At 69.2% G+C, this 20,352-nt stretch carries 23 protein-coding genes; 7 read left to right on the forward strand and 16 right to left on the reverse strand.

From position 1 onward, the window contains the following. Positions 1-45: 45 nt before the first annotated feature. Positions 46-1,689 (forward strand): ribosome biogenesis GTPase Der, encoded by a 1,644-nt coding sequence (der, locus tag QO010_RS09025; protein ID WP_307348390.1) that lies wholly within the window; start codon positions 46-48, stop codon positions 1,687-1,689. Here der and QO010_RS09030 read toward each other — a convergent pair. Genes QO010_RS09030 through radA form a run of 7 tightly spaced genes read right to left on the reverse strand, consistent with a single transcriptional unit; the run spans position 1,652 to position 7,650 of the window. Continuing rightward, complete coding sequence (locus QO010_RS09030; RefSeq protein ID WP_307348391.1) at positions 1,652-2,395, reverse strand: SDR family NAD(P)-dependent oxidoreductase; 744 nt, start codon at positions 2,393-2,395, stop codon at positions 1,652-1,654. The two genes, der and QO010_RS09030, sit on opposite strands and share 38 nt — an antisense overlap. 18 nt (positions 2,396-2,413) lie before the next feature. After that, positions 2,414-2,728: a transcriptional regulator gene (locus QO010_RS09035; protein WP_307348392.1), complete on the reverse strand. Its 315-nt coding sequence runs from the start codon at positions 2,726-2,728 to the stop codon at positions 2,414-2,416. Continuing rightward, positions 2,725-3,162 (reverse strand): hypothetical protein, encoded by a 438-nt coding sequence (locus QO010_RS09040; RefSeq protein WP_307348394.1) that lies wholly within the window; start codon positions 3,160-3,162, stop codon positions 2,725-2,727. Before QO010_RS09040 ends, QO010_RS09035 begins: the two co-directional genes overlap by 4 nt. Before the next feature lie 55 nt (positions 3,163-3,217). Continuing rightward, positions 3,218-4,192 carry a bile acid:sodium symporter family protein gene (locus QO010_RS09045; protein ID WP_307348395.1) on the reverse strand — a complete coding sequence of 325 codons (975 nt, stop codon included), beginning with the start codon at positions 4,190-4,192 and terminating at the stop codon, positions 3,218-3,220. 2 nt (positions 4,193-4,194) lie between these two features. Then, the gene (gene purF, locus QO010_RS09050; protein ID WP_307348397.1) at positions 4,195-5,670 is read right to left on the reverse strand and encodes an amidophosphoribosyltransferase; all 1,476 of its coding nucleotides are present in this window, start codon (positions 5,668-5,670) and stop codon (positions 4,195-4,197) included. Continuing rightward, entirely contained in the window at positions 5,667-6,284 is a 618-nt protein-coding gene (locus QO010_RS09055; RefSeq protein WP_307348398.1) for a CvpA family protein, read from the reverse strand. The genes purF and QO010_RS09055 overlap by 4 nt, the downstream gene beginning before the upstream one ends. 4 nt (positions 6,285-6,288) lie before the next feature. Continuing rightward, entirely contained in the window at positions 6,289-7,650 is a 1,362-nt protein-coding gene (gene radA, locus QO010_RS09060; protein WP_307348400.1) for a DNA repair protein RadA, read from the reverse strand. Positions 7,651-7,813: 163 nt separating this feature from the next. Here radA and QO010_RS09065 point away from each other — a divergent pair, with 163 nt between their 5' ends. Next, entirely contained in the window at positions 7,814-8,428 is a 615-nt protein-coding gene (locus QO010_RS09065) for a Yip1 family protein (protein WP_307348402.1), read from the forward strand. Here the strand turns inward: QO010_RS09065 and alr are convergent. The 5 genes from alr to rpsF all read right to left on the reverse strand — a co-directional run bounded on the left by alr (position 8,419) and on the right by rpsF (position 12,781). Beyond that, on the reverse strand, positions 8,419-9,453 hold the full coding sequence (gene alr / locus QO010_RS09070) for an alanine racemase (protein ID WP_307348404.1): 1,035 nt from the start codon (positions 9,451-9,453) through the stop codon (positions 8,419-8,421). The two genes, QO010_RS09065 and alr, sit on opposite strands and share 10 nt — an antisense overlap. Before the next feature lie 287 nt (positions 9,454-9,740). After that, positions 9,741-11,237, reverse strand: a complete 1,497-nt coding sequence (locus QO010_RS09075; RefSeq protein WP_307348406.1) for a replicative DNA helicase — start codon at positions 11,235-11,237, stop codon at positions 9,741-9,743. A 275-nt stretch (positions 11,238-11,512) separates the two neighbouring features. Further along, positions 11,513-12,100: a 50S ribosomal protein L9 gene (gene rplI / locus QO010_RS09080; RefSeq protein ID WP_307348408.1), complete on the reverse strand. Its 588-nt coding sequence runs from the start codon at positions 12,098-12,100 to the stop codon at positions 11,513-11,515. 13 nt (positions 12,101-12,113) lie between these two features. Then, a complete protein-coding gene (gene rpsR, locus QO010_RS09085) occupies positions 12,114-12,392 on the reverse strand; it encodes a 30S ribosomal protein S18 (RefSeq protein ID WP_307348409.1) in 279 nt (92 codons plus the stop codon). A gap of 14 nt (positions 12,393-12,406) precedes the next feature. After that, positions 12,407-12,781: a 30S ribosomal protein S6 gene (gene rpsF / locus QO010_RS09090; RefSeq protein WP_307348412.1), complete on the reverse strand. Its 375-nt coding sequence runs from the start codon at positions 12,779-12,781 to the stop codon at positions 12,407-12,409. Between the two features lie 243 nt (positions 12,782-13,024). On the opposite strand from rpsF, the gene QO010_RS09095 reads away from it, so the two are divergent. Continuing rightward, positions 13,025-13,603 carry a DUF2059 domain-containing protein gene (locus QO010_RS09095; protein ID WP_307348414.1) on the forward strand — a complete coding sequence of 193 codons (579 nt, stop codon included), beginning with the start codon at positions 13,025-13,027 and terminating at the stop codon, positions 13,601-13,603. A gap of 18 nt (positions 13,604-13,621) precedes the next feature. On the opposite strand, the gene QO010_RS09100 is transcribed toward QO010_RS09095, so the two are convergent. The 3 genes from QO010_RS09100 to QO010_RS09110 all read right to left on the reverse strand — a co-directional run bounded on the left by QO010_RS09100 (position 13,622) and on the right by QO010_RS09110 (position 16,130). Beyond that, complete coding sequence (locus QO010_RS09100; protein WP_307348416.1) at positions 13,622-14,179, reverse strand: peroxiredoxin; 558 nt, start codon at positions 14,177-14,179, stop codon at positions 13,622-13,624. Positions 14,180-14,248: 69 nt separating this feature from the next. Further along, entirely contained in the window at positions 14,249-15,190 is a 942-nt protein-coding gene (locus QO010_RS09105) for a hypothetical protein (RefSeq protein WP_307348418.1), read from the reverse strand. A gap of 13 nt (positions 15,191-15,203) precedes the next feature. After that, entirely contained in the window at positions 15,204-16,130 is a 927-nt protein-coding gene (locus tag QO010_RS09110) for a hypothetical protein (RefSeq protein WP_307348420.1), read from the reverse strand. A gap of 155 nt (positions 16,131-16,285) precedes the next feature. On the opposite strand from QO010_RS09110, the gene QO010_RS09115 reads away from it, so the two are divergent. The 3 genes from QO010_RS09115 (at position 16,286) to fabG (ending at position 18,556) form a co-directional block, all read left to right on the forward strand. After that, entirely contained in the window at positions 16,286-16,774 is a 489-nt protein-coding gene (locus tag QO010_RS09115) for an SRPBCC family protein (protein ID WP_307348423.1), read from the forward strand. A gap of 83 nt (positions 16,775-16,857) precedes the next feature. Further along, entirely contained in the window at positions 16,858-17,805 is a 948-nt protein-coding gene (gene fabD, locus QO010_RS09120) for an ACP S-malonyltransferase (protein ID WP_307348426.1), read from the forward strand. A 10-nt stretch (positions 17,806-17,815) separates the two neighbouring features. Beyond that, positions 17,816-18,556: a 3-oxoacyl-[acyl-carrier-protein] reductase gene (gene fabG, locus QO010_RS09125; RefSeq protein WP_307348428.1), complete on the forward strand. Its 741-nt coding sequence runs from the start codon at positions 17,816-17,818 to the stop codon at positions 18,554-18,556. A 36-nt stretch (positions 18,557-18,592) separates the two neighbouring features. Here the strand turns inward: fabG and QO010_RS09130 are convergent, their stop codons facing one another. Beyond that, on the reverse strand, positions 18,593-19,330 hold the full coding sequence (locus tag QO010_RS09130) for an SDR family oxidoreductase (protein WP_307348430.1): 738 nt from the start codon (positions 19,328-19,330) through the stop codon (positions 18,593-18,595). Positions 19,331-19,428: 98 nt separating this feature from the next. Between QO010_RS09130 and QO010_RS09135 the strand changes: the two genes are divergently transcribed. Next, positions 19,429-20,328, forward strand: a complete 900-nt coding sequence (locus QO010_RS09135) for an AraC family transcriptional regulator (RefSeq protein WP_307348432.1) — start codon at positions 19,429-19,431, stop codon at positions 20,326-20,328. The last annotated feature ends 24 nt before the right edge of the window (positions 20,329-20,352 follow it).

Here is a 20,352-nt window from a genome sequence, read left to right on the forward strand (position 1 = left end):
GCGGCCGGTTTTGGCTTTGAGCGTCCAGCGGCTATAAGCCGCCCCATGCCCTTGAAATTAGCAATCGTCGGCCGCCCGAACGTCGGCAAATCGACCCTGTTCAACCGTCTGGCCGGCAAGAAGCTGGCCATCGTCGACGACCGCCCGGGCGTGACCCGCGACCGCCGCTTCGCCACCGGCAATATCGGCGACCTGGACCTGGCCCTGATCGACACCGCCGGCTTCGAGGATGTCGACGACGACAGCCTGGAAGCGCGCATGCGGGCCCAGACTGAGCTCGCCATCGACGAGTGCGATGTGGCGCTGTTCCTCATCGACGCCCGCGAGGGCATCACCCCGATGGACGAGGTGTTCGCCGAGCTGCTGCGCCGCAAGGACAAGCCCGTGCTGCTGGCCGCCAACAAGGCCGAGGGCCGGCAGGGCGAGTCCGGGGCGCTGGAGGCCTACAACCTGGGCCTGGGCGAGCCGCTGCAGATCTCCGGCGAGCACGGCGAGGGCATGGCCGATCTCTATGCGGCCCTTGCCGTCTATGCCGAGCCCTTCGAGGACGAGGAAGAGGTCGACACCGAAAACCCCATCAAGCTGGCCATTGTCGGCCGGCCCAACGCCGGCAAGTCGACCCTGGTCAACCGCCTGCTGGGCGAGGACCGCATGCTGACCGGCCCGGAAGCCGGCATCACCCGCGACGCCATTCCCGTCGACTGGGAATGGGACGGGCGCAAGGTGCGGCTGGTCGACACCGCCGGGCTGCGGCGCAAGGCGCGCATCCACGAGAAGCTGGAAAAGCTCTCCACCCACGATTCGATCCGGGCCATCACCTTCGCCGAGGTGGTGGTGCTGGTCATGGACGCCACCCACCCCTTCGAGATCCAGGACCTGCAGATCGCCGACCTGGTCGAGCGGGAAGGGCGGGGCCTGGTCTTCGTGCTGGCCAAATGGGACCTGGTCGAGGACCCGCAGGCCCAGCTCAAGGCCTTCATCGAGCATGCCGAGCGCATGCTGCCCCAGGTGCGCGGGGCCCCGGTGATCGCGCTGTCGGCCGAGACCGGCAAGGGCGTCGACCGGCTGATGCCGGCGGTGATCAAGCTGCATCGCGACTGGTCGACCAAGGTCAAGACCCGCGACCTCAACGACTGGCTGGCCATGGCCGTCCAGCGCCATCCGCCCCCCGCCGTGGGCGGGCGCCGGGTGAAGCCGAAATACATGGCCCAGACCAAGGCCCGGCCCCCGACCTTCGTGCTGTTCTCCAGCCGCGCCGACCAGATGCCCGAGCATTATCGCCGCTATCTGGTGCATTCGCTGCGCGAGAGCTTCGACATGCCGGGCGTGCCGATCCGCATCACGGTGAAGACCGGCAAGAACCCCTACACCGAAGAGGTCGAGGGCGCGCCGGGTTCGCGCAAGAAGGCCGCCGAGGCCCTGGCCAAGGCCACGCCGCTCGACGCCGCCGTCAACACCGAGACGCCTCCAAAGCCCAAGAAACCGCGCCACAAGCCCGCGCCCAAGGGGGCCGGCGGCGGCAAGTCGGCCCACAAGGCCAAGATGGCGATCGTGGCGCGCAAGAAGCCCTCGACCCGGCCCAAGAAGGCCGTGTTCAAGGGGCCCAAGGCCGGGGTCGCCCGGCCTGGCAGTTCCAAGCCCCGGTCCGGCCCTAAGCCTGGACGGCCGAGCCGGCCTTCCAGTCGCTGAACTTGACCGTCTCGGTCGGCAGGCCCCGGTCGCCCTGGGCCAGCTCGACGATCAGCGGCGCGATCTCCATCGGGTCGGGCAGGGTGGCCGGATCCTCGCCCGGGAAGGCCTCGGCCCGCATTCGGGTGCGCATCTGGTTGGGGTCCAGCAGCACGGCGCGGACGTTGCTGTTCTCGATCTCGTCCGCCCAGCAGCGCACCAGGGCCTCCATGCCGGCCTTGGTGGCGGCGTAGGTCCCCCAGAAGGCCTTGGGCCGCGCGACCCGGCCCGTGGTCAGGAAGATGGCCCGGCCGGCGTCCGACGCCTTCAGCAGCGGCTCGAACGAGCGGATGATCCGCCAGGTGGCGGTCAGGTTGACCGCCAGGGCCTCGTCCCAGCGCTTCTGGACGATATGGCCGGTCGGGGTGATCGGGCCCAGCACGGCGGCGGCGTGGACCAGGATGTCGATGCGGCCGTAGCGCTCATGCAGCGCCGCGCCCAGATGGTCGAGGCCGTCCGGCTCCTTCAGGTCGATGGGAACCAGGGTGGCGTGCGAACCGGTGTCGGCGAAAATCTGGTCGTCCAGGGCTTCCAGCGCCCCCTGGGTGCGGCCCAGGGCCACCACATGGGCGCCGGCCCGGGCCAGGCCGAGGGCGGCGGCGTGGCCGATGCCACGGGTGGCGCCAGTGACGACGGCGATACGGTCTTTCAAGGGAGTCGGGGTCATGGCGGGCTTCTAGAACAGCTACCCAGCTTTCGCCACCTCCGGCGCGGCGGCGGCGGCGGCCGCGGCGAGCGCCTGCAGGGCTTTCACATGGGCGGCGAAGGCGCTTCGGCCCAGCGGGGTGAGGGCCAGCCAGGTGCGGGTCTTGCCGCCGGCCGGCGCCTTGCGGATCCGCAGATAGCCGACTTCCTCCATCGCCTTGATGTGCTTGGAGAGGACCGAGTCGCTGACCCCCGTCGTCTCGCGCAGAAGGGCGAACTCGGCGTCGGTGACCGTGGCCAGCAGGGCGGCGATCTGCAGCCGCGCGGGCGGATGGATGACGGAATCCAGGCTCATGCGGCGCTTGCCAGTTCGGCGCGGTAGACCCGCTCCCACAGCCGGCCGGTGAAGAAGACGCAGACAAAGACCACCGCGCCGGCCGCGAACGGCGTCCAGTCGGGCAGGTCCAGCCTTTGCCGCAGGATCGAAAGGGTCACGCCGCCGAGCAGGACGGCCAGGGTGATCATCGACACCCAAAGCGTGCGTCCCCACCGCCAGCCGTTGACGAAGAAGCCCAGCCTGCTGCGCGACCAGTTGGCCAGCAGGACCGAGCCGATGGCGACCAGCGAGGCTGCCATGGAGGGCAGGGGATCGGGCAGGGCCATGGCCGCCACCAGGCCGCCGCCCATGGCGGCCACTACCAGGTGATAGCCCACCGGCCAGCGGGCGCGGTTCAGGACCGTGGCGCGGGCGCGCTGGATAGTTTCGAGGTCTTGCAGGGGGGTGGGCACAGGCGGCCTCCACGGTTACTTTCCAGATTGGAAAATAGCGTGACTTTCCAATTCGTCAAGTAGTCCCCGACTCGGGGTTCGGACGCCCGGCGTATTTCTGGGCGATCACCGCGCAGGCCATCAGCTGCATCTGGTGAAACAGCATCAGCGGGATGATCATCAGGCCCGCCACCGCCGGGGCGAACAGGATGGCGGCCATGGGGGCGCCGGTGACCAGGCTCTTCTTGGAGCCGCAGAAGACGATGGTGATCTCGTCGGCCTTGTCGAACTTCAGGCCCTGGGCGATGGCCCGGGTGGCGATGAGCACCACCGCCAGCAGCACGGCGCAAACCACCGCCGTGGCGATCAGGGCGGGGATGGCGATGCGGCTCCAGACGCCGCCGGCCACCGCGGCGCTGAAGGCCGAATAGACCACGATCAGCACCGAGCCGCGGTCGACCACGCCGATGATCCGGCTGTGTTTCTGCAGCAGGCCGATCAGCCAGGGCCGCAGGAGCTGGCCGGCGATGAAGGGCAGCAGCAGCTGCACCAGGATGGCCTGCACCGCCTCCCAGCCCAGCCCCGCGCCCTGCACATGCATCAACAGGCCCACCAGGGCCGGGGTGGCGACCATGGCGAACAGGTTGGAGGCCGAGGCGCTGCACACGGCGGCGGCGACATTGCCCCGGGCGATCGAGGTAAAGGCGATGGAGGCCTGCACGGTCGAGGGCAGGCAACAGAGGAAGAGGATGCCCACCGACATCGACTTGGGCAGGATGGCTTCCGGAGTCAGGGTGATCAGAAGGCCCAGGATCGGGAACAGCACGAAGCTGATCGACAGCACCGTCAGGTGCAGCCGCCAGTGGGTGATCCCGGAGATCACCGCCTCGCGCGACAGCTTGGCCCCGTGCAGGAAGAACAGAAATCCGACCACCAGCTTGGCGGCGGTGGCGACATAGGCGGCGGTCTCTCCCCGCACCGGGAAGATCGAGGCCAGCGTCACCGTGGCCAGCAGGGCCAGGACGTAGGGGTCGACCTTGGGGAGCTTCACCGTCAGGCGCTGACGAGGAAGGACAGCTGCCGCCCGCCGTCGTCGTCGTCACGCCCCTCGGCGATCTCGCGATCCAGCAGGCGGGTCGGATAGTCGCCGGTGAAATAGTGGTCGGTGAACTGCGGACAGGCGGGGTCGCGCGGGCCGGCCTCCAGGGCGTCATAGAGGCCGTCGACCGACAGGAAGCCCAGGGTGTCGACCTCCAGGAAGCGGGTCATCTCGGCCAGGGTCTTGTTGGCGGCCAGCAGCTTGTCGCGGTCGGGCATGTCGATGCCGTAGAAGTCCGGCCACAGGATCGGCGGGCTGGCCGAGCGCAGGTGGACCTCCTTGGCCCCGGCCTCGCGGACCATGCGGACGATCTTGCGCGAGGTGGTGCCGCGCACGATGGAATCGTCGATCAGCACGACCCGCTTGCCCTCCAGCACCGCCCGGTTGGGGCTGTGCTTCATCCGCACCCCCAGCTCGCGCACGCCCTGGGTCGGCTGGATGAAGGTGCGGCCGACATAGTGGTTGCGGATGATGCCCATCTCGAAGGGCAGGCCGCTCTCCTGGGCAAAGCCGATGGCGGCCGGCACGCCGCTGTCGGGCACCGGCGAGACGAGGTCGGCCTCGACGCCGGTCTCGCGAGCCAGGCGCGCGCCCATCCGCTTGCGCACCTCATAGACCGAGCGGCCGTTCACAACACTGTCGGGGCGGGCGAAGTAGACGTATTCGAACACGCAGGGCCGGGCGCGCAGGGCCGGGAAGGGCCGCAGCGATTCGACGCCGGTGTCGGAGATGATCACCATCTCGCCATGCTCGATGTCTCGGATGAACTTGGCGCCGATCATGTCGAGCGCGCAGGTCTCGGAAGCCAGCACCGGCTTGCCGGCCAGGTCGCCCAGCACCAGCGGCCGGATGCCCAGCGGGTCGCGCACCCCGATTAGCTTCTTGTTGGTCAGGGCGACGAGCGCATAGCCGCCCTCGATCTGGGCGATGGCGTCGATGAAGCGATCGACGACCCGCGCCTTCCGCGAGCGGGCCAGCAGGTGGAGGATGACCTCGCTGTCGGAGGTCGACTGGAAGATGGCCCCCTCGCCGACCAGCCGGTCGCGCAGATAGCGGAAATTGGTCAGGTTGCCGTTGTGGGCCAGGGCGACGCCGCCGGCTTCGAGATCGGCGAACATCGGCTGGATGTTGCGCGCGCCGCTGCCGCCGGCGGTGGAATAGCGGGTATGGCCGATGGCGTACTGGCCGGGCAGGCGGGTGACCAGGTCGGGGCCGGTGAAGACGTCCCCGACCTGGCCGGCATGGCGCTCGGTATGGAAGTTGGCCCCGTCGAAGGCGGCGATACCGCAGGCCTCCTGGCCGCGGTGCTGCAGGGCGTGCAGGCCCAGGGCCGTCACCGCCGCGGCGTCCCGCACGTCGAAGACGCCGAACACGCCGCATTCGAGGCGCAGGGCGTCGTCGTCAGGATGTCTTTGAACTGGGCCGGTCACCGCGACGTCTCCACTTTGTCTTTTCCAGCCTTGGCCGGCCTCTTACTCGGTTTGGCGCCGTCCGTCTCGCCTGGAGTCGGTGCGGCTTGATCGCGCACGGCCTTTTCCACCACCGGCGCCACCTTGCCGGCCAGGGCCAGACCGTCCGGCGCGAAAGCCTGCAGGATGCGGCCGGCGGTGGCGCTTAGCGGGAACAGCGGCGACTTGGCCACCCAGGCCGGCGGCTGGCCCGAGCCGACCGCCATGTTGAAGAGCAGGTTGAACACCCCCAGGATCACCAGAGCCCGGATCAGGCCAAATCCCATGCCGACGGCCCGGTCCAACAGGCCCAGCCCCTGCGTCTCCTGCACGCTGCGGATCAGCGTGCCGCCCCACAGCCGCAGCAGCAGATAGACCAGCCCGAAGACCGCCACGATGGCGATGGCCACGGCCGCCCAGTCGGGATGGACCGCCTGCCGGACCAGGGGCGCGGTGAACCGCAGCGCCGCGACCGCGACGATGGCCGCGACCAGGAAGGCCACCACCGTCACCACCTCCTTGGTCGCGCCCCGCACGAAGCCGACGATGGCCGAGACGATGAGGATCAGGGCCGCGATGATGTCGAAGAAGGTCATGGGGTCAGTTCCACGACTGTTCCCCGATCCGGGTCACCGCGTCGGCCAGTCGCGAGACGCCGGTCAGTTTCAGCAGGTCCGGCGCCGTCGTCGGCCCCAAGACGCGGGAGAAGCCCAGCTTGGCCGCCTCCTTCAGGCGCAGCTCCATGCGGCTGACCGGCCGCACGTCGCCCGACAGGCTGACCTCGCCGAACACCACGCAGTCCTGCGGCAGGGCCTCGTCCAGGGCCGAGGACGCCAGGGCCGCCGCCGCCGCCAGGTCGGCGGCCGGCTCGTTGATGCGCAGGCCGCCGGCGACGTTCAGATAGACGTCGCGGTTGCCGAACCCCAGGCCGCAGCGGGTTTCCAGCACCGCCAGCACCATGGCGAGGCGCCCGCTGTCCCAGCCGACGACGGCGCGGCGGGGCGTGCCATAGGCCGAGGGCGCCACCAGCGCCTGGAACTCGACCAGCACCGGGCGCGAACCCTCCAGCCCCGCGAACACCGCCGCCCCGGCCGCCCGTTCGCCGCCGCTGTCGAGGAACAGGGCCGAAGGGTTCTTGACCTCGGCCAGGCCCGCGTCGCCCATCTCGAAGACGCCGATCTCGTCGGTGGCCCCGAAGCGGTTCTTGGCCCCGCGCAGGATGCGGAAGGGGTAGCCGCGCTCGCCCTCGAAGGCGAGGACGGCGTCGACCATGTGCTCGACCACGCGCGGGCCGGCGATCTGGCCGTCCTTGGTGACATGGCCGACCAGGACGATGGCGATGCCGCGCTTCTTGGCCAGCCGCACCAGTTCGGCCGCGCAGCTGCGCACCTGGGTCACCGAGCCAGGGCCCGCCTCGTGGGCGTCACTCCACAGGGTCTGGATGGAATCGATGACCACCAGGTCGAACGGTTCGCGCTTGAGGCCATCGAGGATGTCACGCAGCGCCGTCTCGGCGGCCAGCTTCACCGGCGCCAGGGAGAGCCCCATCCGCTGGGCCCGGCCCCGGATCTGTTCCACGGCCTCTTCGCCGGAGATGTAGGCGCAGCGCACGCCGCGCAGGGCCGCGTTGCCGGCCACCTGCAGCAGCAGGGTGGACTTACCCACGCCCGGGTCGCCGGCGATCAGGATGGCCGAGCCCGGCACCACGCCGCCGCCGCAGACCCGGTCGAACTCATCGACGCCGGTGGCGATACGCGGCGGAGCGGCGTCCTGGGTCTCCAGGGTCTCGAAGCTGAGGCCCCGCTGCTTGCTGGCCTTGGAGGGAGCCAGGGCGCCGGGCGGGCGGCTGGTCAGTTCCTCGACCAGGGCGTTCCAGGCCCCGCACGCCGTGCACTGGCCGGCCCACTTGGTGTGGGCGGCCCCGCAGGACTGGCAGACATAGATGGCGCCGTCGCGTGCCATGACTCTCCCGATTCGCTTGGATGAAGCAGTTTAGCAGGCGTTCAGCCACGGGCGTCCCCTCATGGAGAGAAGGGGACTTCGCGGAACCGTGTTTCGCCAGACTCTGTCAGATGTTCCTAATCTGGGGACTCAGGGGGAATTTCGCCAGGATGGAGATTTGGGGATGAGCGTAGTCGAGGGACCGAAGGCCCAGGGCCTGATTGAGCGGGTGAGGCTGATTCTCACCGAACCCCAGAAGGCCTGGGAGGTGATCGACGGCGAAACCGCCACCGTTCAGGGCCTCTATACCGGCTATGCGTGTATCCTGGCGGCCATTCCGCCGATCGCCGGCTTCATCGGCGCCAGCCTGTTCCACGGCCTGTTCAGCATGACGGGGCTGCTGGTCATGGCCATCCTCCAGTATGTGCTGGGCCTGGTCATGCTGTTCGTCCTGGCCCTGATCGCCGACGCCCTGGCGCCCAGCTTCGACGGCCAGAAAAGCCAGATCCAGGCGATGAAGGCGGTGACCTACGCCTGGACGGCCGCCTGGGTCGGCGGCGCCTTCGCCATCATCCCGATCATCGGTGGTATCGGCGCCCTGGCCGGCGGTCTCTACACCCTCTACCTGCTCTATCTGGGCCTGCCCAAGCTGATGAAGGTCCCGGCCGAGAAGGCGATCGGCTACACGGTGGTGGTCATCCTGGCCGGCATCGTGGTCGGCTGGGTGGTGTTCGCCATCCCGGCCATGCTGGTGGGCATGATGGGGTTCGGCCTGCTGGCCGCGGCCGCCTACGGCTGAGCCGGGGTCCAGCGGCGGTCGGCGCGCGGGGCCATGCGGCAGAGCAGCTCGTAGCCCAGCGTGCCGGCCGCCGCCGCGGCGTCTTCGACCGGCAGGTTGGGCCCGAACAGTTCGGCCAGGTCGCCGGCCGCCACGCCAGGCGCGTCGGTGACATCGACGGCGATCAGGTCCATCGACACCCGCCCGAGCAGCCGGCGCCGGCCGCCCGCCAGCCAGACGGCGCCCGCCGGGCTGGAGGCGCGCAGCACCCCGTCCGCATAGCCCGCCGCCAGGATGGCGACCCGCAACGGCTTGCCGGCCATGAAGGTGGCGCCATAGCCGATGGTCTCGCCGGCCGGGACGTCGCGCACCTGCAGCACGGGGACCTCGAAGGTCGCCACGGCCGAGAGCCCCGGCTGTCCGCCGCCGCCGTAGAGGGCGATGCCGGGGCGAACCAGGTCGAAGACGTAGTCGGGCCCCAGGAAGACGCCGGCGGAGTTGGCCAGGCTGGCCTTCACGCCTGGGAACAGCGCCCGCACCGCCTGGAAGCGCTCGAGCTGGATGGCGTTCAGCGCATGGTCCGGCTCATCGGCGCAGGCCAGGTGGCTGATCACCAGCTCGCATGGCCGCCCGGCCAGCCCGTGGGCTTCCTCGAGCCGCACCCCCAGCCGGTTCATGCCGGTGTCGACATGCAGCCCGGCCGGTCCCGCCTGGTTCCAGAGGGCGACCTGCTCGAGGCTGTTGAGCACCGGGACCAGCCGCTCGGCCAGCAGGGCGGGGACCGAGCCCGGCGTGGCGCCGTCCAGCACATAGATGGCAGCCTCAGGCCCCAGCGCCGCCCGCAGGCTGACGCCTTCGCTTAAGCGAGCCACATGGAAACTGCGCGCGCCCTCGGCCGCGAGGCGCCTGGCCGCCGCCGCCGCGCCCAGGCCATAGCCGTCGGCCTTGACCACCGGCGCCACCTCCGCGCCACCGGCCAGCCGGCGCAGCAGGGCGTGGTTGGCCGCCAGGGCGTCCAGGTCGATGGTGAGGCGGGCGGCGGTCATGGAGGAGGGAGCGCATAGCACCGGATTCCCTCGTCCTCTAGGTCGAAGAGGCGGCAGGCCCCCAACTCCTCACCCGTAGGGGGAGGACGACCGCGCCAGAGCGCGGTCAGGAGGGGGTCTTCGGGCAGGGGCGCGGTGAGTGCTGATGACCACCGGGTGTCTTGCAAATCGCCCTGTCGAAGCCGGAAATCCCCAGACCCTGCCCGAACACCCCCACCTGGCCGGCCACGGGCGCGCTGCAGGCGCGCCTCGGGCGGGCCGTCCGCCCCCTACGTGGGCGGAGTGGCTCAGCGGATCTCGAACCGTCCGTCGCGGGCCAGGTTGCCGAACTTGGTGGTGTCCTCGTGGAAGGAGAGGCGCACCGTGCCGATCGGGCCGTGGCGCTGCTTGCCGATGATGACCTCGGCCATGCCGGCGACGCGGTCCATCTTCTCCTGCCATTCCATGTGCTTGACGCTGTCGGCGGTGTCCGGCTCGGCGCGGCCCAGATAGTAGCTTTCGCGATAGACGAACATCACCGCGTCGGCGTCCTGCTCGATCGAGCCGGATTCGCGCAGGTCGGAGAGCTGGGGCTTCTTGTCCTCGCGGTTCTCGACCTGACGCGACAGCTGCGAGAGGGCCAGGACCGGCACGCCCAGCTCCTTGGCCAAGGACTTCAGGCCCATGGTGATCTGGCTGACCTCCTGGACGCGGTTGTCCGACTTGCTGCCTTCGCCGGCGGTAACCAGCTGCAGGTAGTCGACCACGATCAGGTCCAGGCCCGTCGAGCGCTTCAGCCGCCGCGAGCGGGCGGTCAGCTTGGAGATGGAGAGGCCGCCGGTGGCGTCGATGAACAGCGGCGATTCCTGGATTTCCATCGCCGCGTCGCGGACCCGGCCGAATTCCGAGGCGTCGATCTCGCCCTTGCGCAGGCGGTCGGACGACACGCCCGAGGCGTCGGCCAGGATCCGCATCGCCAGCTGCTCGGCGCTCATTTCCAGGGAGAAGAAGGCGACCACCCCGCCATTGACCGTCTTGCGGCTGCCGTCCGGCTGCGGCTCCCAGGCGTAGTGGCGGGCGACATTGTAGGCGATGTTGGTGGCCAGAGCGGTCTTGCCCATCGAGGGACGGCCGGCGAGGATCAACAGGTCGGAGGGGTGCAGGCCGCCCAGCTTCTGGTCCAGGTCGATGAGGCCCGTCGACAGGCCCGCCAGCCCGCCGTCGCGGCTGAAGGCCTCGGCGGCCATCTCCACCGCCCCGCGCAGGGCGTCGGCGAACCCGACGAAGCCGGTCGAGGAGGTGCCGCTTTCGGCCAGGCTGTAGAGCCGCTGCTCGGCCGACTCGATCATGTCGCGGGCGCTGCGGTCGGGATCGCCGGCCTGTGCATCGGCGGTGGTCTCGCCGCCGATGCGGATCAGCTCGCGCCGCAGGGCCAGGTCATAGATCACCCGGGCATAGTCGCCCGCATTGGCGGCGGGCGGGGCGCGGTCGACCAGGTCGGCCAGGTAGCGCAGGCCGCCCATCTCCTCGAAGGCCGGGTCGCGCTTGAACTCCTCGGCGATCAGGATCGGCTCGGCCAGCTGGCCCTTGCGGATATGGGTCTCCAGCGCCGCGAACAGCCGGGCATGGAAGGGCTCATAGAAGTGGCTGCCGCCCAGCCGGTCGGTCAGTCGCTCATAGGCGGCGTTGTCATAGAGCAGGATGCCCAGCAGCGCCTGTTCCGCCTCGATATTGGAGGGCAGGGCGCTGGGGACGGGTTCGCTGGGGACCGGACGCAGGTCCAGGGCGGGGATAATGGATGCCATTTACCTTTGTTAACGCCAGCCGCCGGGCGAAGCTCCGGCCGAGTCGCCGTAGGCGGAAATAGGACGGGGATGTTCGGTGGATGTTCTTATCACCCCGCCTTGAGTCGAGGTGATCACATCTGAGCGCGGTGGGACGCGAAGGAAGAATTTCACCACGAACAACACGAACAACACGAACGGGTCAGCGCAAACCCAGCTTTGACCCGCACGGCGCGAAACGAAAACGGCGCGGAGATCGCTCTCCGCGCCGTCCTCAATTCAACAGGCCGTCAGCCTCAGGCGTCGTCGCGATCGAACGATTCCTGCGAGCCGGCCCCGCCTTCCAGCAGATCGGCGGCGGCTTCGGCATCGAGACGCTGCTCCTCCTCGAACTGGCTGGTGATGACGTTCTCGCCGCGCGCCTGGCGCTCGGCTTCGTCCTGGCTGCGGGCGATGTTGATGTTCACCGTGACGGTGACTTCAGCATGCAGCTTCACCTTGATCGGGTGAACGCCCAGGGTCTTGATCGGCTTGTCCAGGATGACCATCGAGCGGTCGACCTTGCCGCCATCGGCGTTGATCATGTCGGCCACGTCGCGGCCGCTGACCGAACCGTAGAGCTGGCCGCTTTCGCCGGCCTGGCGGATCAGGATGTAGGCGGTCCCGTCCAGAGCCTCACCGGCGGCGCCGGCGGCTTCCTTGGCCTTGGCGTTGCGGGCTTCGATGTCGGCGCGCTGGCCTTCGAAGACCTTCAGGTTCGCCGAGGTGGCGCGAAGGGCCTTGGAGCGGGGCAGCAGGTAGTTGCGGGCGAAGCCGTCCTTGACGGTGACCACATCGCCCAGGGCGCCACGGCCCTCAAGGCGTTCGAGCAGAATGACTTTCATGGTGTCCTCTCCCTCACTTCACGACGTAGGGGAGCAGGGCCAGGAAGCGGGCGCGCTTGATGGCCTTGGCCAGTTCGCGTTGCTTCTTGGCCGAGACGGCGGTGATGCGCGAGGGCACGATCTTGCCGCGTTCGGAGACGTAACGCTGCAGCAGCTTCACATCCTTGTAGTCGATCTTCGGCGCGCCGGCGCCCGAGAACGGGCAGACCTTGCGGCGGCGGAAGAAGGGACGGCGCGCGCCGCCACCGGCGGACGGGGCGGACTCGGCGATTTCGGGAACTTCGTCGGACATGTTCTCTGTTCTCCCTACAGCGCCGCGAATTCGTCGCGCGGGCGCTCGCTGCGGTCGCGGTCGCGATCACGGCGGGCCAGGATCGGCGAGAGCTCCAGGTCGAGCTCTTCCATGCGGATGGTCATGTAGCGCAGCACGTCCTCGTTCAGGGACAGCTGGCGTTCCATTTCCTTGACCGCGGCGGCGGGCGCATCGATGGCCAGCAGGGAGTAGTGGCCCTTGCGGTTCTTCTTGATGCGGTAGGTGAGGTTGCGAAGGCCCCAGTATTCGATCTTGGCGATGTGGCCGCCTTGACCTTCGATGAGGGCCTTGAGTTCCTCGTTCAGTTGTTCGGCCTGTTGCGGCGAGATGTCCTGCCGCGCGATGACCACGTGCTCGTACAGAGCCATTGGTTCCTCTTCCCTGTGTGGACAGCGGCGTGAGGGAGGGTTGGAAGACCCCTCGACCACGATGGCTCTCTTGCGCGTCGGCCCCGGCGAAATCCGAGACCCGTTTGCGTTCCGCGAAGAGACCGCTTTCCGTGAAGGCGCGGCTGATAGAGGAAAACGGCGATCAGGGCAAGGCTTGGACCAATTGCACGCCCTTGGCCGGCATGTCAGGCTGACGCCAGTACGCATCTCCGGGGGGATCCCATGTCTCGCAAGTTCATCACGGCGCTCAGCGCCGCCGCCCTGCTGCTGGCTTCGCCCGCGGCGACCCTGGCCCGCGCCGCGCCGCCGGCGCCCGCGCCGGCCGTCGCCGCGGCGACCGACAATGACCCGGCGACGTATGCCCGCAAGCTCGAGCTGGCCAAGCGCTACATGAAGGCCGCCCGCCTGGACGAGATCTTGGGCTCATCCATGAAGACCATGGGCTCGATGATGGCCGGCCAGATGGAGTCCGAATATCCGGACATGCCCAAGGGCTACAGCAAGGCCATCATGGACGCGATGACGGAGAGCACCTCGGTCATGATGAAGAAGATGACTGAACGCATGACCCCGATCATCGCCAAAATCTACACCGAGGACGAACTGTCCAAGATCACCGAGTTCATGGAGAGCCCGGTCGGCCAATCGATGCTGGATAAGACCCCGCTGATGAGCGTGGAGGTCGCCAAGGTCATGCCCGACCTGCTGCCAACCTTCCAGCAGGATTTCATGACGCGTGTCTGCCAGAAGATCGACTGCAACACGCCGGAAATGAAGCGCTTCAAACCCACCGCTTCCTGAGCCGATAGCGGGCCGCCCCTATTTCGGGTGCGCCGCCCGCCACTTCTTCACGGCCTCCAGGGTCAGGGCCGGATGCTGGGTCGGATCGCCCGCCGAATAGGTGAAGACCACCTCGCCATTCGGCGCGATGACGAAGGAGGTGCGGTCGGAAATATCGCCGCCCAGCTTCGCGACCGAGAGAATCTTGGTGTAGCCGGCCGCCACCTTGGCGCCGGCGTCGCCCGCCACCGGGAACTTGCCCGAGCAATGCTCGGCCTCGGCCGAGAACTGCTGCAGCTCCGCCAGGTTGCCGGCGGTCACCCCGATCACCGTGGCGCCCTGGGCCTTGAAGTCGTCGGCCGCCTCGGCGAACAGGTGCGCCTCGATGTTGCAGCCGCCGGTATGGGGCGCGGGGAAGAAATACAGCACCACCGGGCCCTTCTTCAGGGCGTCGGCCAGGTGGAAGGTGAAGGGCTTGCCGGCCAGATAGGCGGGCAGGGTGAAGTCCGGCGCCTTGGCGCCGACCGCCAGGGCGGCCAGGGCGGGCGTGGCGAGGGCGACCGCGAGCGCCAGGCCGGCGAGGAATTTCAGTTTCATGCGAGGACTCCCCGGGGCGATGCGCCCGTTCGGCGGGAGAACCTAGCCCGACAGGGGCGTGATGCAAGCCTATCGCGCCGGCTCCAGCCGCCGCGTCGTCTCATTCCAGCGTAGTGGCCGGCGCGGACAGTTCGCGGGGGAATAGAGGCCGCAACTGCTGTCGGCCACCGTAAGCTCCAGCATCGTCGCGGGTTTGGTGGCGATATCGAAAGCGATCTCGGGCTCGGCGGCGCTCCAGGCCAGGGTGAACCGGCCCGACGGGTCGCTGACCATGATCGCCAGCGCCGGCGGGGCGGCGGCGGCATCCTTGGGCTCCTGACATTGGGGGTAGATCGAACCGACGGCCCAGTCCCGCACCCCGTCGCCGTTGAGGTCGGGTAGGCGGGTCACCGCCAGGTCGCCGTCGTCCAGGCTTCCGCCCGCCGCCAGGCACAGCTTGGCCATCGCCCGAGCCTCGGCCTGCACCTCCGACGGCGCATTGGACAGGGTGAGGTCCAGGGCCGGGATCGGCAGGCCCGCCAGGAAGCCATCACCCTTGGCGTTCACCGCCGGCAGGAAGGCCATCTCGGAGAGGTCCCAGACAAAGCGGCGAGGGCAGGGCGTGACGCCGGCCGCGCCGCAGGCCGAGCCGTGGAAGTCGACATCGATCGTCGCGCCTTCCCTGCCTGGCTTAAGCCTGAACTCCCGCACTCCGGCGTCCCAGACCGGGGTCAGCCCGCCCTGCGGATGGCCCAGCCACAGCTCCATCCGGCAGCCGCCGGTTCCGCACCAGCCCGGCTCGCCATCGAAATCCACCTTCCAGTCGGCGATCCTGTCGCCGTTGATGTCGACCCGTTTGAACATCCTGGCCGGCGGCTCGCGCAGAGGCCGACTGTCAGGATCGTTCGGATCGTGAAAGCCGTCGTTGATCTCCTCGCGCACGTGATTGACCAGCCATTGCGGCGGTCCGGACGCGGCGCCCATGGTCAGTACGGCCAGGGCCCCAAGTATGGCGGCAGTCAGATGGCGCATGGGACAGACCTCCTCACGGGGCCAGAGAGAGCTTGCGGGTGGCCGGGTCCCAGCGCATCGGCTTGCGGGGACAGTCGTTGGTCAGGTCGCAACTCGAAGGCCGCTCGAACTGCACCATCACCGCCGGCCGGCTGGAGATGTCGAAGCCGATGTCGGGTTGGGTCGCGCCCCAGGCCAGGGTGAAGGGGCCCCCGTCCTGGCTGACCATGATCACCAGGGCTTCAGGTTCCGCCGACGGCTCGGTCATGTCCTGGCAGTCGGCATACTGCGAGCCGACATACCATTCCCGCACCCCATCGCCGTTGAGGTCGGGCAGGCGGCCGATGTCGGGCGGGTCTTCCCGCTTGCCGCCGGCCCGGGCGCAGCGGTCGGCCAGGGCCTTGGCCTCGACCTGGATTTCCGGTGGGGCGTCCTTCAGGTCGATATCGACCACCGAAGCGGGCAGGCCAACCAGCAGACCGTCGCCCTTGGCGTTGATGGCCGGCAGGAAGGCCATCTCGGCCGGGTCCCACATGTAGCGGCGCGGGCATTCCTCCACCCCGGTCAGGCCGCAGACCGAGCCGTGGTAGTCGACGTCCAGCACCGCGCCCGCCTTGCCCCGCTTCAGCCTGAGCTCGCGCACCTGCGCCCCGAATACCTCGGTCACGCCGCCATCGCCCCGACCCAGCCACAGTTCCTGCCGGCAGCCGCCCGTGCCGCACCAGGCGTAGAAACCCTCAAAATCCACCCGCCAGTCGGCGATGCCGTCGCCGTTGACATCGACCCGCTTGAACATCCTGCGCTCGGGTTCCTTGACCGGCGCCGGGTCTTCGTCCCGCGGATCGACCTCGTCGTTGATCTCGCCGCGGACGTGGTCGACCAGCGCCTTGGGCGGGGCCGGCGCCGCGGCGAGGTTCAGGAGGGCGACGGCGCCCAGCAGGACGGCGGCGAGACGGCGCATGACAGGCTCCGGGCCAGGATCGGCACGGCCCGATCCTCCGCCTTCGCGGCGCGGTCTCCATCGCCCAAATGGGGGGCGACGGCTTGATCGGCGTCAAGGCGCGCGCCGGCCCTTCCTCCAGGCTCGCCCGATCGCCCGCCGGGAGCCGCATGCCGATGACCAGACACCAGGAAGCCCGCGTCCGTGTTTCGGCGCCGCCGCGCGCGGTTTTCGAACGGCTGGACGACCAGACCCACCTGGCCGAGCACATGACCAAGCCCTCGATGATGATGGGCGGCGGCGCCATGACCTATGACTTCGACGAAGCCCGCGGCCAGGCGGTAGGCAGCCATATCCGCATGGGCGGCGAGGCGTTTGGCCTGTCGCTGTTCGTCGACGAGGTGGTGACCGAGCGCGATCCATCCCGGCGCAAGGTCTGGCGCACCGTCGGAACGCCCCGGCTGCTGGTCGTCGGTCCCTACGAGATGGGCTTCGAACTGACGCCGGCGGGCGAGGGGTCAGACCTCAGGGTCTGGATCGACTACGATCTTCCGGAGCGTGGCCTTGGCCGCTGGCTGGGCGCCTTCCCGGCCGGCCTCTACGCCCGTTGGTGCGTCCAGAGGATGGCCGCCGACGCGGTGGAGAATTTTTCCGCCGCCGCCTGACCGTAAAGCTCCTGGCTGTCCAAAGGCTTGCCGCTCCCCAGGGTTTCCCCTAACCCTGCCCGCCGGAATCCAAGGAGCCAGCCATGAGCCTCGCCTTCCTCTTTCCCGGCCAGGGCAGCCAGGCCGTCGGCATGGGCGCCGAACTCGCCGAGGCGTTCGCCGCCGCCCGCGAAGTGTTCCAGGAGGTCGACGACGCCCTGGGCCAGAAGCTTTCCAGGCTGATGCGCGAGGGGCCCGAGGGCGACCTGACCCTGACCGAGAACGCCCAGCCGGCGCTGATGGCGGTGAGTCTGGCTGTGGTCCGCACCCTGGAGCGGGAGTTCGGCGTGCCGATCGAGAAGGCCGCCTTCGTGGCTGGCCACAGCCTGGGCGAATACTCCGCCCTCGCCGCCACGGGGGCGATCAGCCTGGCCGACACCGCGCGCCTCCTGAAGCTGCGCGGCCAGGCCATGCAGCGGGCCGTGCCGGTGGGCGAGGGGGCCATGGCCTCGCTGATCGGGCCCAAGACCGACGTCGCCCTGGCCGAGGCCGCCGCCGCGGCGGGCTCGGAAGTGGGGATCTGCGTCGTCGCCAACGACAACAACCAGGGCAATGTCGTCATCTCCGGCGCCAAGGCCGCCGTCGACAGGGCCATCGAGAAGGCCAAGGAACTGGGCGCCCGGGCCATTCCGCTCAACGTCTCGGCCCCCTTCCACTGCCCGCTGATGCAGCCAGCCGCCGACGAGATGGCAGAAGCCCTGGCCCGCACGACCATCGTCGCCCCGCGCGCGCCGCTGGTCGCCAACGTCACCGCCCGCCCGACCCTGGACCCGGAAGAGATCCGCCGCCTGCTGGTCGAGCAGGTCACTGGCCGCGTCCGCTGGCGCGAGAGCATGGACTGGCTGGCCACGACCGGTGGCGTCAGCCGCTTCGCCGAGGCCGGTTCGGGCAAGGTGCTGTCGGGCATGGCCAAGCGCATCGCCCCCGACGCCGAAGCCACCCCGCTCAACACCCCCGCCGACCTGGAGGCCTTCGCCTCCAGCCTGAAGTAAGGAGACCGCCATGTTCGACCTGACCGGCAAGACCGCGCTCGTCACCGGCGCCACCGGCGGCATCGGCGGCGACATCGCCCGCGCCCTGCACCAAGCCGGGGCCCATATCGTGCTCTCTGGCACCCGCGAAACCGCCCTCGAGGGCCTGGCCAACGAGCTGGGCGAACGCACCAGCGCCGTGGCCGCCAATCTCTCCGACGCCGCCGCCGTCGATGGCCTGATCGCCGCCGCCGAGGAGGTGTCGGGCAATCCGATCGATATCCTGGTCGCCAATGCCGGCATCACCCGCGACGGGCTGATGCTGCGCATGAAGGACGAGGACTGGGACACCGTCATCAAGGTGAACCTGGAATCCTATTTCCGCCTCAGCCGCGCGGCCCTGCGCGGGATGATGAAGCGGCGCTGGGGCCGGATCATCGGTATCACCTCGGTGGTCGGCGTCACTGGCAACCCCGGCCAGGCCAACTACGCCGCCTCCAAGGCCGGCATGATCGGCTTCTCCAAGGCGCTCGCCCAGGAAGTCGCCAGCCGCAACGTGACGGTCAACTGCGTCGCCCCCGGCTTCATCGAAAGCCCGATGACCGACGAACTGAACGAGGCCCAGAAGGCTGCCATCCTGACCAAGATCCCGGCCGGGCGCCTGGGCAGCGGCGCCGATGTGGCCGCGGCCTGCGTCTACCTGGCCAGCGCCGGCGGCGACTACGTCACCGGCCAGACCCTGCACGTCAACGGCGGCATGGCGATGATCTGAGGAGAGGGGCGAAGCGCAAGGCCCGCCGATCGCTGCCTATCTCGCCTGAGCCAGCGCCACCGCATCGGGGCCCGCCGGGAATCGCAACTGCCCGGTCGTGTCGTTGGCGGCCCGCCACACGGTCTCGGCGACGTCCATCGCGGTCGTCACCGCCGCCGGTTGGGCAAAGGCGGCGAAGACCCGCTCGGCGAAGGGGGCGTAGGCCTCGGGGACCAGCCCTTCCATCCGCGCCCCGCCGTTTTGCGCGAAGGCGGTCGATGGCCCGTAGCCCGGCTCGACCAGCTTGGCGAGCACGTTGAAGGCCTCCAGCTCGAACGCCAGCGAGCCGGTAAAGCCTTCGATGGCCGCCTTGCTGGCGGTGTAGGCGGCCGCCAGCGGCATCCGGGCCAGGGTCGAGCTGGAGGTCACGTTCACCACCACGCCCGAGCGGCGCGCGCGGAACTGGGGCAGCACCGCCTGGGTCATGGCCATGACGCCGAAGGTATTGGTCTCGAACACCTCGCGCACCGTCGCCATGGGGGTGGCCTCGAAGGCGCCGACGACTCCGATGCCGGCGTTGTTGACCAGCACGTCGATGGGACCGCAGGCCTCGAGCGCGGCGGCGATGCTCTCGGGCCTGGTGACGTCGAGGGCCAGCACCCGCACCGACCGGGGCAGGAGGTCCTGGCGCGGGGTGCGCATGGTGGCGACCACGGTCCAATCCTGGGCGTGGAAGTGGCGGGCGATTTCCAGGCCGTAGCCGGAAGAACAGCCGGTGATGAGGACGGTTTTCATGACGATTATCCCAATGGCTTCGATGCGGATTGAAATAGCCGGCGGCCTCAGGACGATCTACAATGAGAAGTCCGTAATTCATTAGCGAGCGTCCAGCCGTGAGCGACCCACTTTCTGAAGTCATCGCCCTGCTTCAGCCCCGCGCCGTATTCTCGAAAGGCATCAGCGGCGCCGGTCGCTGGGGCGTCCGCTACTCGGACTACGGTCAGCCGAGCTTCTGCGCCGTGCTCGAGGGCCGATGCCGTCTCGCCGTGGACGGCCAGGCCCCTCTCACGCTTGAAGCGGGCGACTTCGTGCTGCTGCCGGCGACGCCGGGCTTCATTCTGTCGGGTTTCGAGCCGGTCGCGCCTGTCCATATCGACCCGAAGGCAGGCCCGGCGCCGACAGAGGAGATTCGCCACGGGGATCAGTCTGGCTCCGCCGATGTGCGCCTGCTCGGCGGCTACTTCGTCTTCGACTCGCCCAATGCGGCGTTGTTGGTGTCGCTGCTGCCGGCGCTGGTCCATGTGCGCGGCGCCGAGCGGCTTTCGCTGCTGGTGCGGCTCGTCGGCGAGGAATCGGGTGAGCAGAGGTCGGGCCGGGACCTGGTGCTCACTCGCCTGGTGGAGGTGCTGCTCATCGAAGCCCTGCGATCCACCTCAGGGGAGGACGCCCCGCCAGGGCTGCTGCGCGGCCTTGCCGACGCACGGCTGGCCCAGGCGATCGGGCAGATGCACGGCCAGCTGGGGCGCTCCTGGACGATGGCCCAGCTGGCCAGGCAGGCTGCGCTGTCGCGCTCGGCCTTTTTCGAGCGGTTTACCCGCACCGTGGGCCTGCCGCCGATGGAGTATCTGCTCGCTTGGCGCATGGCCGTCGCGCAGGACCTGCTGCGTCGCCGGGACCTTGGGCTCGCCGAAGTCGCAGAACGCGTCGGCTACGGCTCGGCGAGCACCTTCAGTACCGCCTTCAGTCGCCATGTCGGCCAGCCCCCGGGCCGCTTCGCCCGCGCCGCCGCCTGAGGCAATCCTTAACAGCCCTTTCAT

It is taken from the genome of Caulobacter ginsengisoli, from assembly GCF_030814835.1.
Classification (GTDB): Bacteria; Pseudomonadota; Alphaproteobacteria; order Caulobacterales; family Caulobacteraceae; genus Caulobacter; species Caulobacter ginsengisoli.

What these genes read in the sequence shown, in the direction of transcription:
- der (WP_307348390.1), top strand. Translation starts at nt 46, where the DNA reads ATGCCCTTGAAATTAGCAATCGTCGGCCGCCCGAACGTCGGCAAATCG.
- QO010_RS09030 (WP_307348391.1), bottom strand. Translation starts at nt 2,395, where the DNA reads ATGACCCCGACTCCCTTGAAAGACCGTATCGCCGTCGTCACTGGCGCC.
- QO010_RS09035 (WP_307348392.1), bottom strand. Translation starts at nt 2,728, where the DNA reads ATGAGCCTGGATTCCGTCATCCATCCGCCCGCGCGGCTGCAGATCGCC.
- QO010_RS09055 (WP_307348398.1), bottom strand. Translation starts at nt 6,284, where the DNA reads ATGACCTTCTTCGACATCATCGCGGCCCTGATCCTCATCGTCTCGGCC.
- radA (WP_307348400.1), bottom strand. Translation starts at nt 7,650, where the DNA reads ATGGCACGCGACGGCGCCATCTATGTCTGCCAGTCCTGCGGGGCCGCC.
- QO010_RS09065 (WP_307348402.1), top strand. Translation starts at nt 7,814, where the DNA reads ATGAGCGTAGTCGAGGGACCGAAGGCCCAGGGCCTGATTGAGCGGGTG.
- alr (WP_307348404.1), bottom strand. Translation starts at nt 9,453, where the DNA reads ATGACCGCCGCCCGCCTCACCATCGACCTGGACGCCCTGGCGGCCAAC.
- QO010_RS09075 (WP_307348406.1), bottom strand. Translation starts at nt 11,237, where the DNA reads ATGGCATCCATTATCCCCGCCCTGGACCTGCGTCCGGTCCCCAGCGAA.
- rplI (WP_307348408.1), bottom strand. Translation starts at nt 12,100, where the DNA reads ATGAAAGTCATTCTGCTCGAACGCCTTGAGGGCCGTGGCGCCCTGGGC.
- rpsR (WP_307348409.1), bottom strand. Translation starts at nt 12,392, where the DNA reads ATGTCCGACGAAGTTCCCGAAATCGCCGAGTCCGCCCCGTCCGCCGGT.
- rpsF (WP_307348412.1), bottom strand. Translation starts at nt 12,781, where the DNA reads ATGGCTCTGTACGAGCACGTGGTCATCGCGCGGCAGGACATCTCGCCG.
- QO010_RS09095 (WP_307348414.1), top strand. Translation starts at nt 13,025, where the DNA reads ATGTCTCGCAAGTTCATCACGGCGCTCAGCGCCGCCGCCCTGCTGCTG.
- QO010_RS09100 (WP_307348416.1), bottom strand. Translation starts at nt 14,179, where the DNA reads ATGAAACTGAAATTCCTCGCCGGCCTGGCGCTCGCGGTCGCCCTCGCC.
- QO010_RS09105 (WP_307348418.1), bottom strand. Translation starts at nt 15,190, where the DNA reads ATGCGCCATCTGACTGCCGCCATACTTGGGGCCCTGGCCGTACTGACC.
- QO010_RS09110 (WP_307348420.1), bottom strand. Translation starts at nt 16,130, where the DNA reads ATGCGCCGTCTCGCCGCCGTCCTGCTGGGCGCCGTCGCCCTCCTGAAC.
- QO010_RS09115 (WP_307348423.1), top strand. Translation starts at nt 16,286, where the DNA reads ATGACCAGACACCAGGAAGCCCGCGTCCGTGTTTCGGCGCCGCCGCGC.
- fabD (WP_307348426.1), top strand. Translation starts at nt 16,858, where the DNA reads ATGAGCCTCGCCTTCCTCTTTCCCGGCCAGGGCAGCCAGGCCGTCGGC.
- fabG (WP_307348428.1), top strand. Translation starts at nt 17,816, where the DNA reads ATGTTCGACCTGACCGGCAAGACCGCGCTCGTCACCGGCGCCACCGGC.
- QO010_RS09130 (WP_307348430.1), bottom strand. Translation starts at nt 19,330, where the DNA reads ATGAAAACCGTCCTCATCACCGGCTGTTCTTCCGGCTACGGCCTGGAA.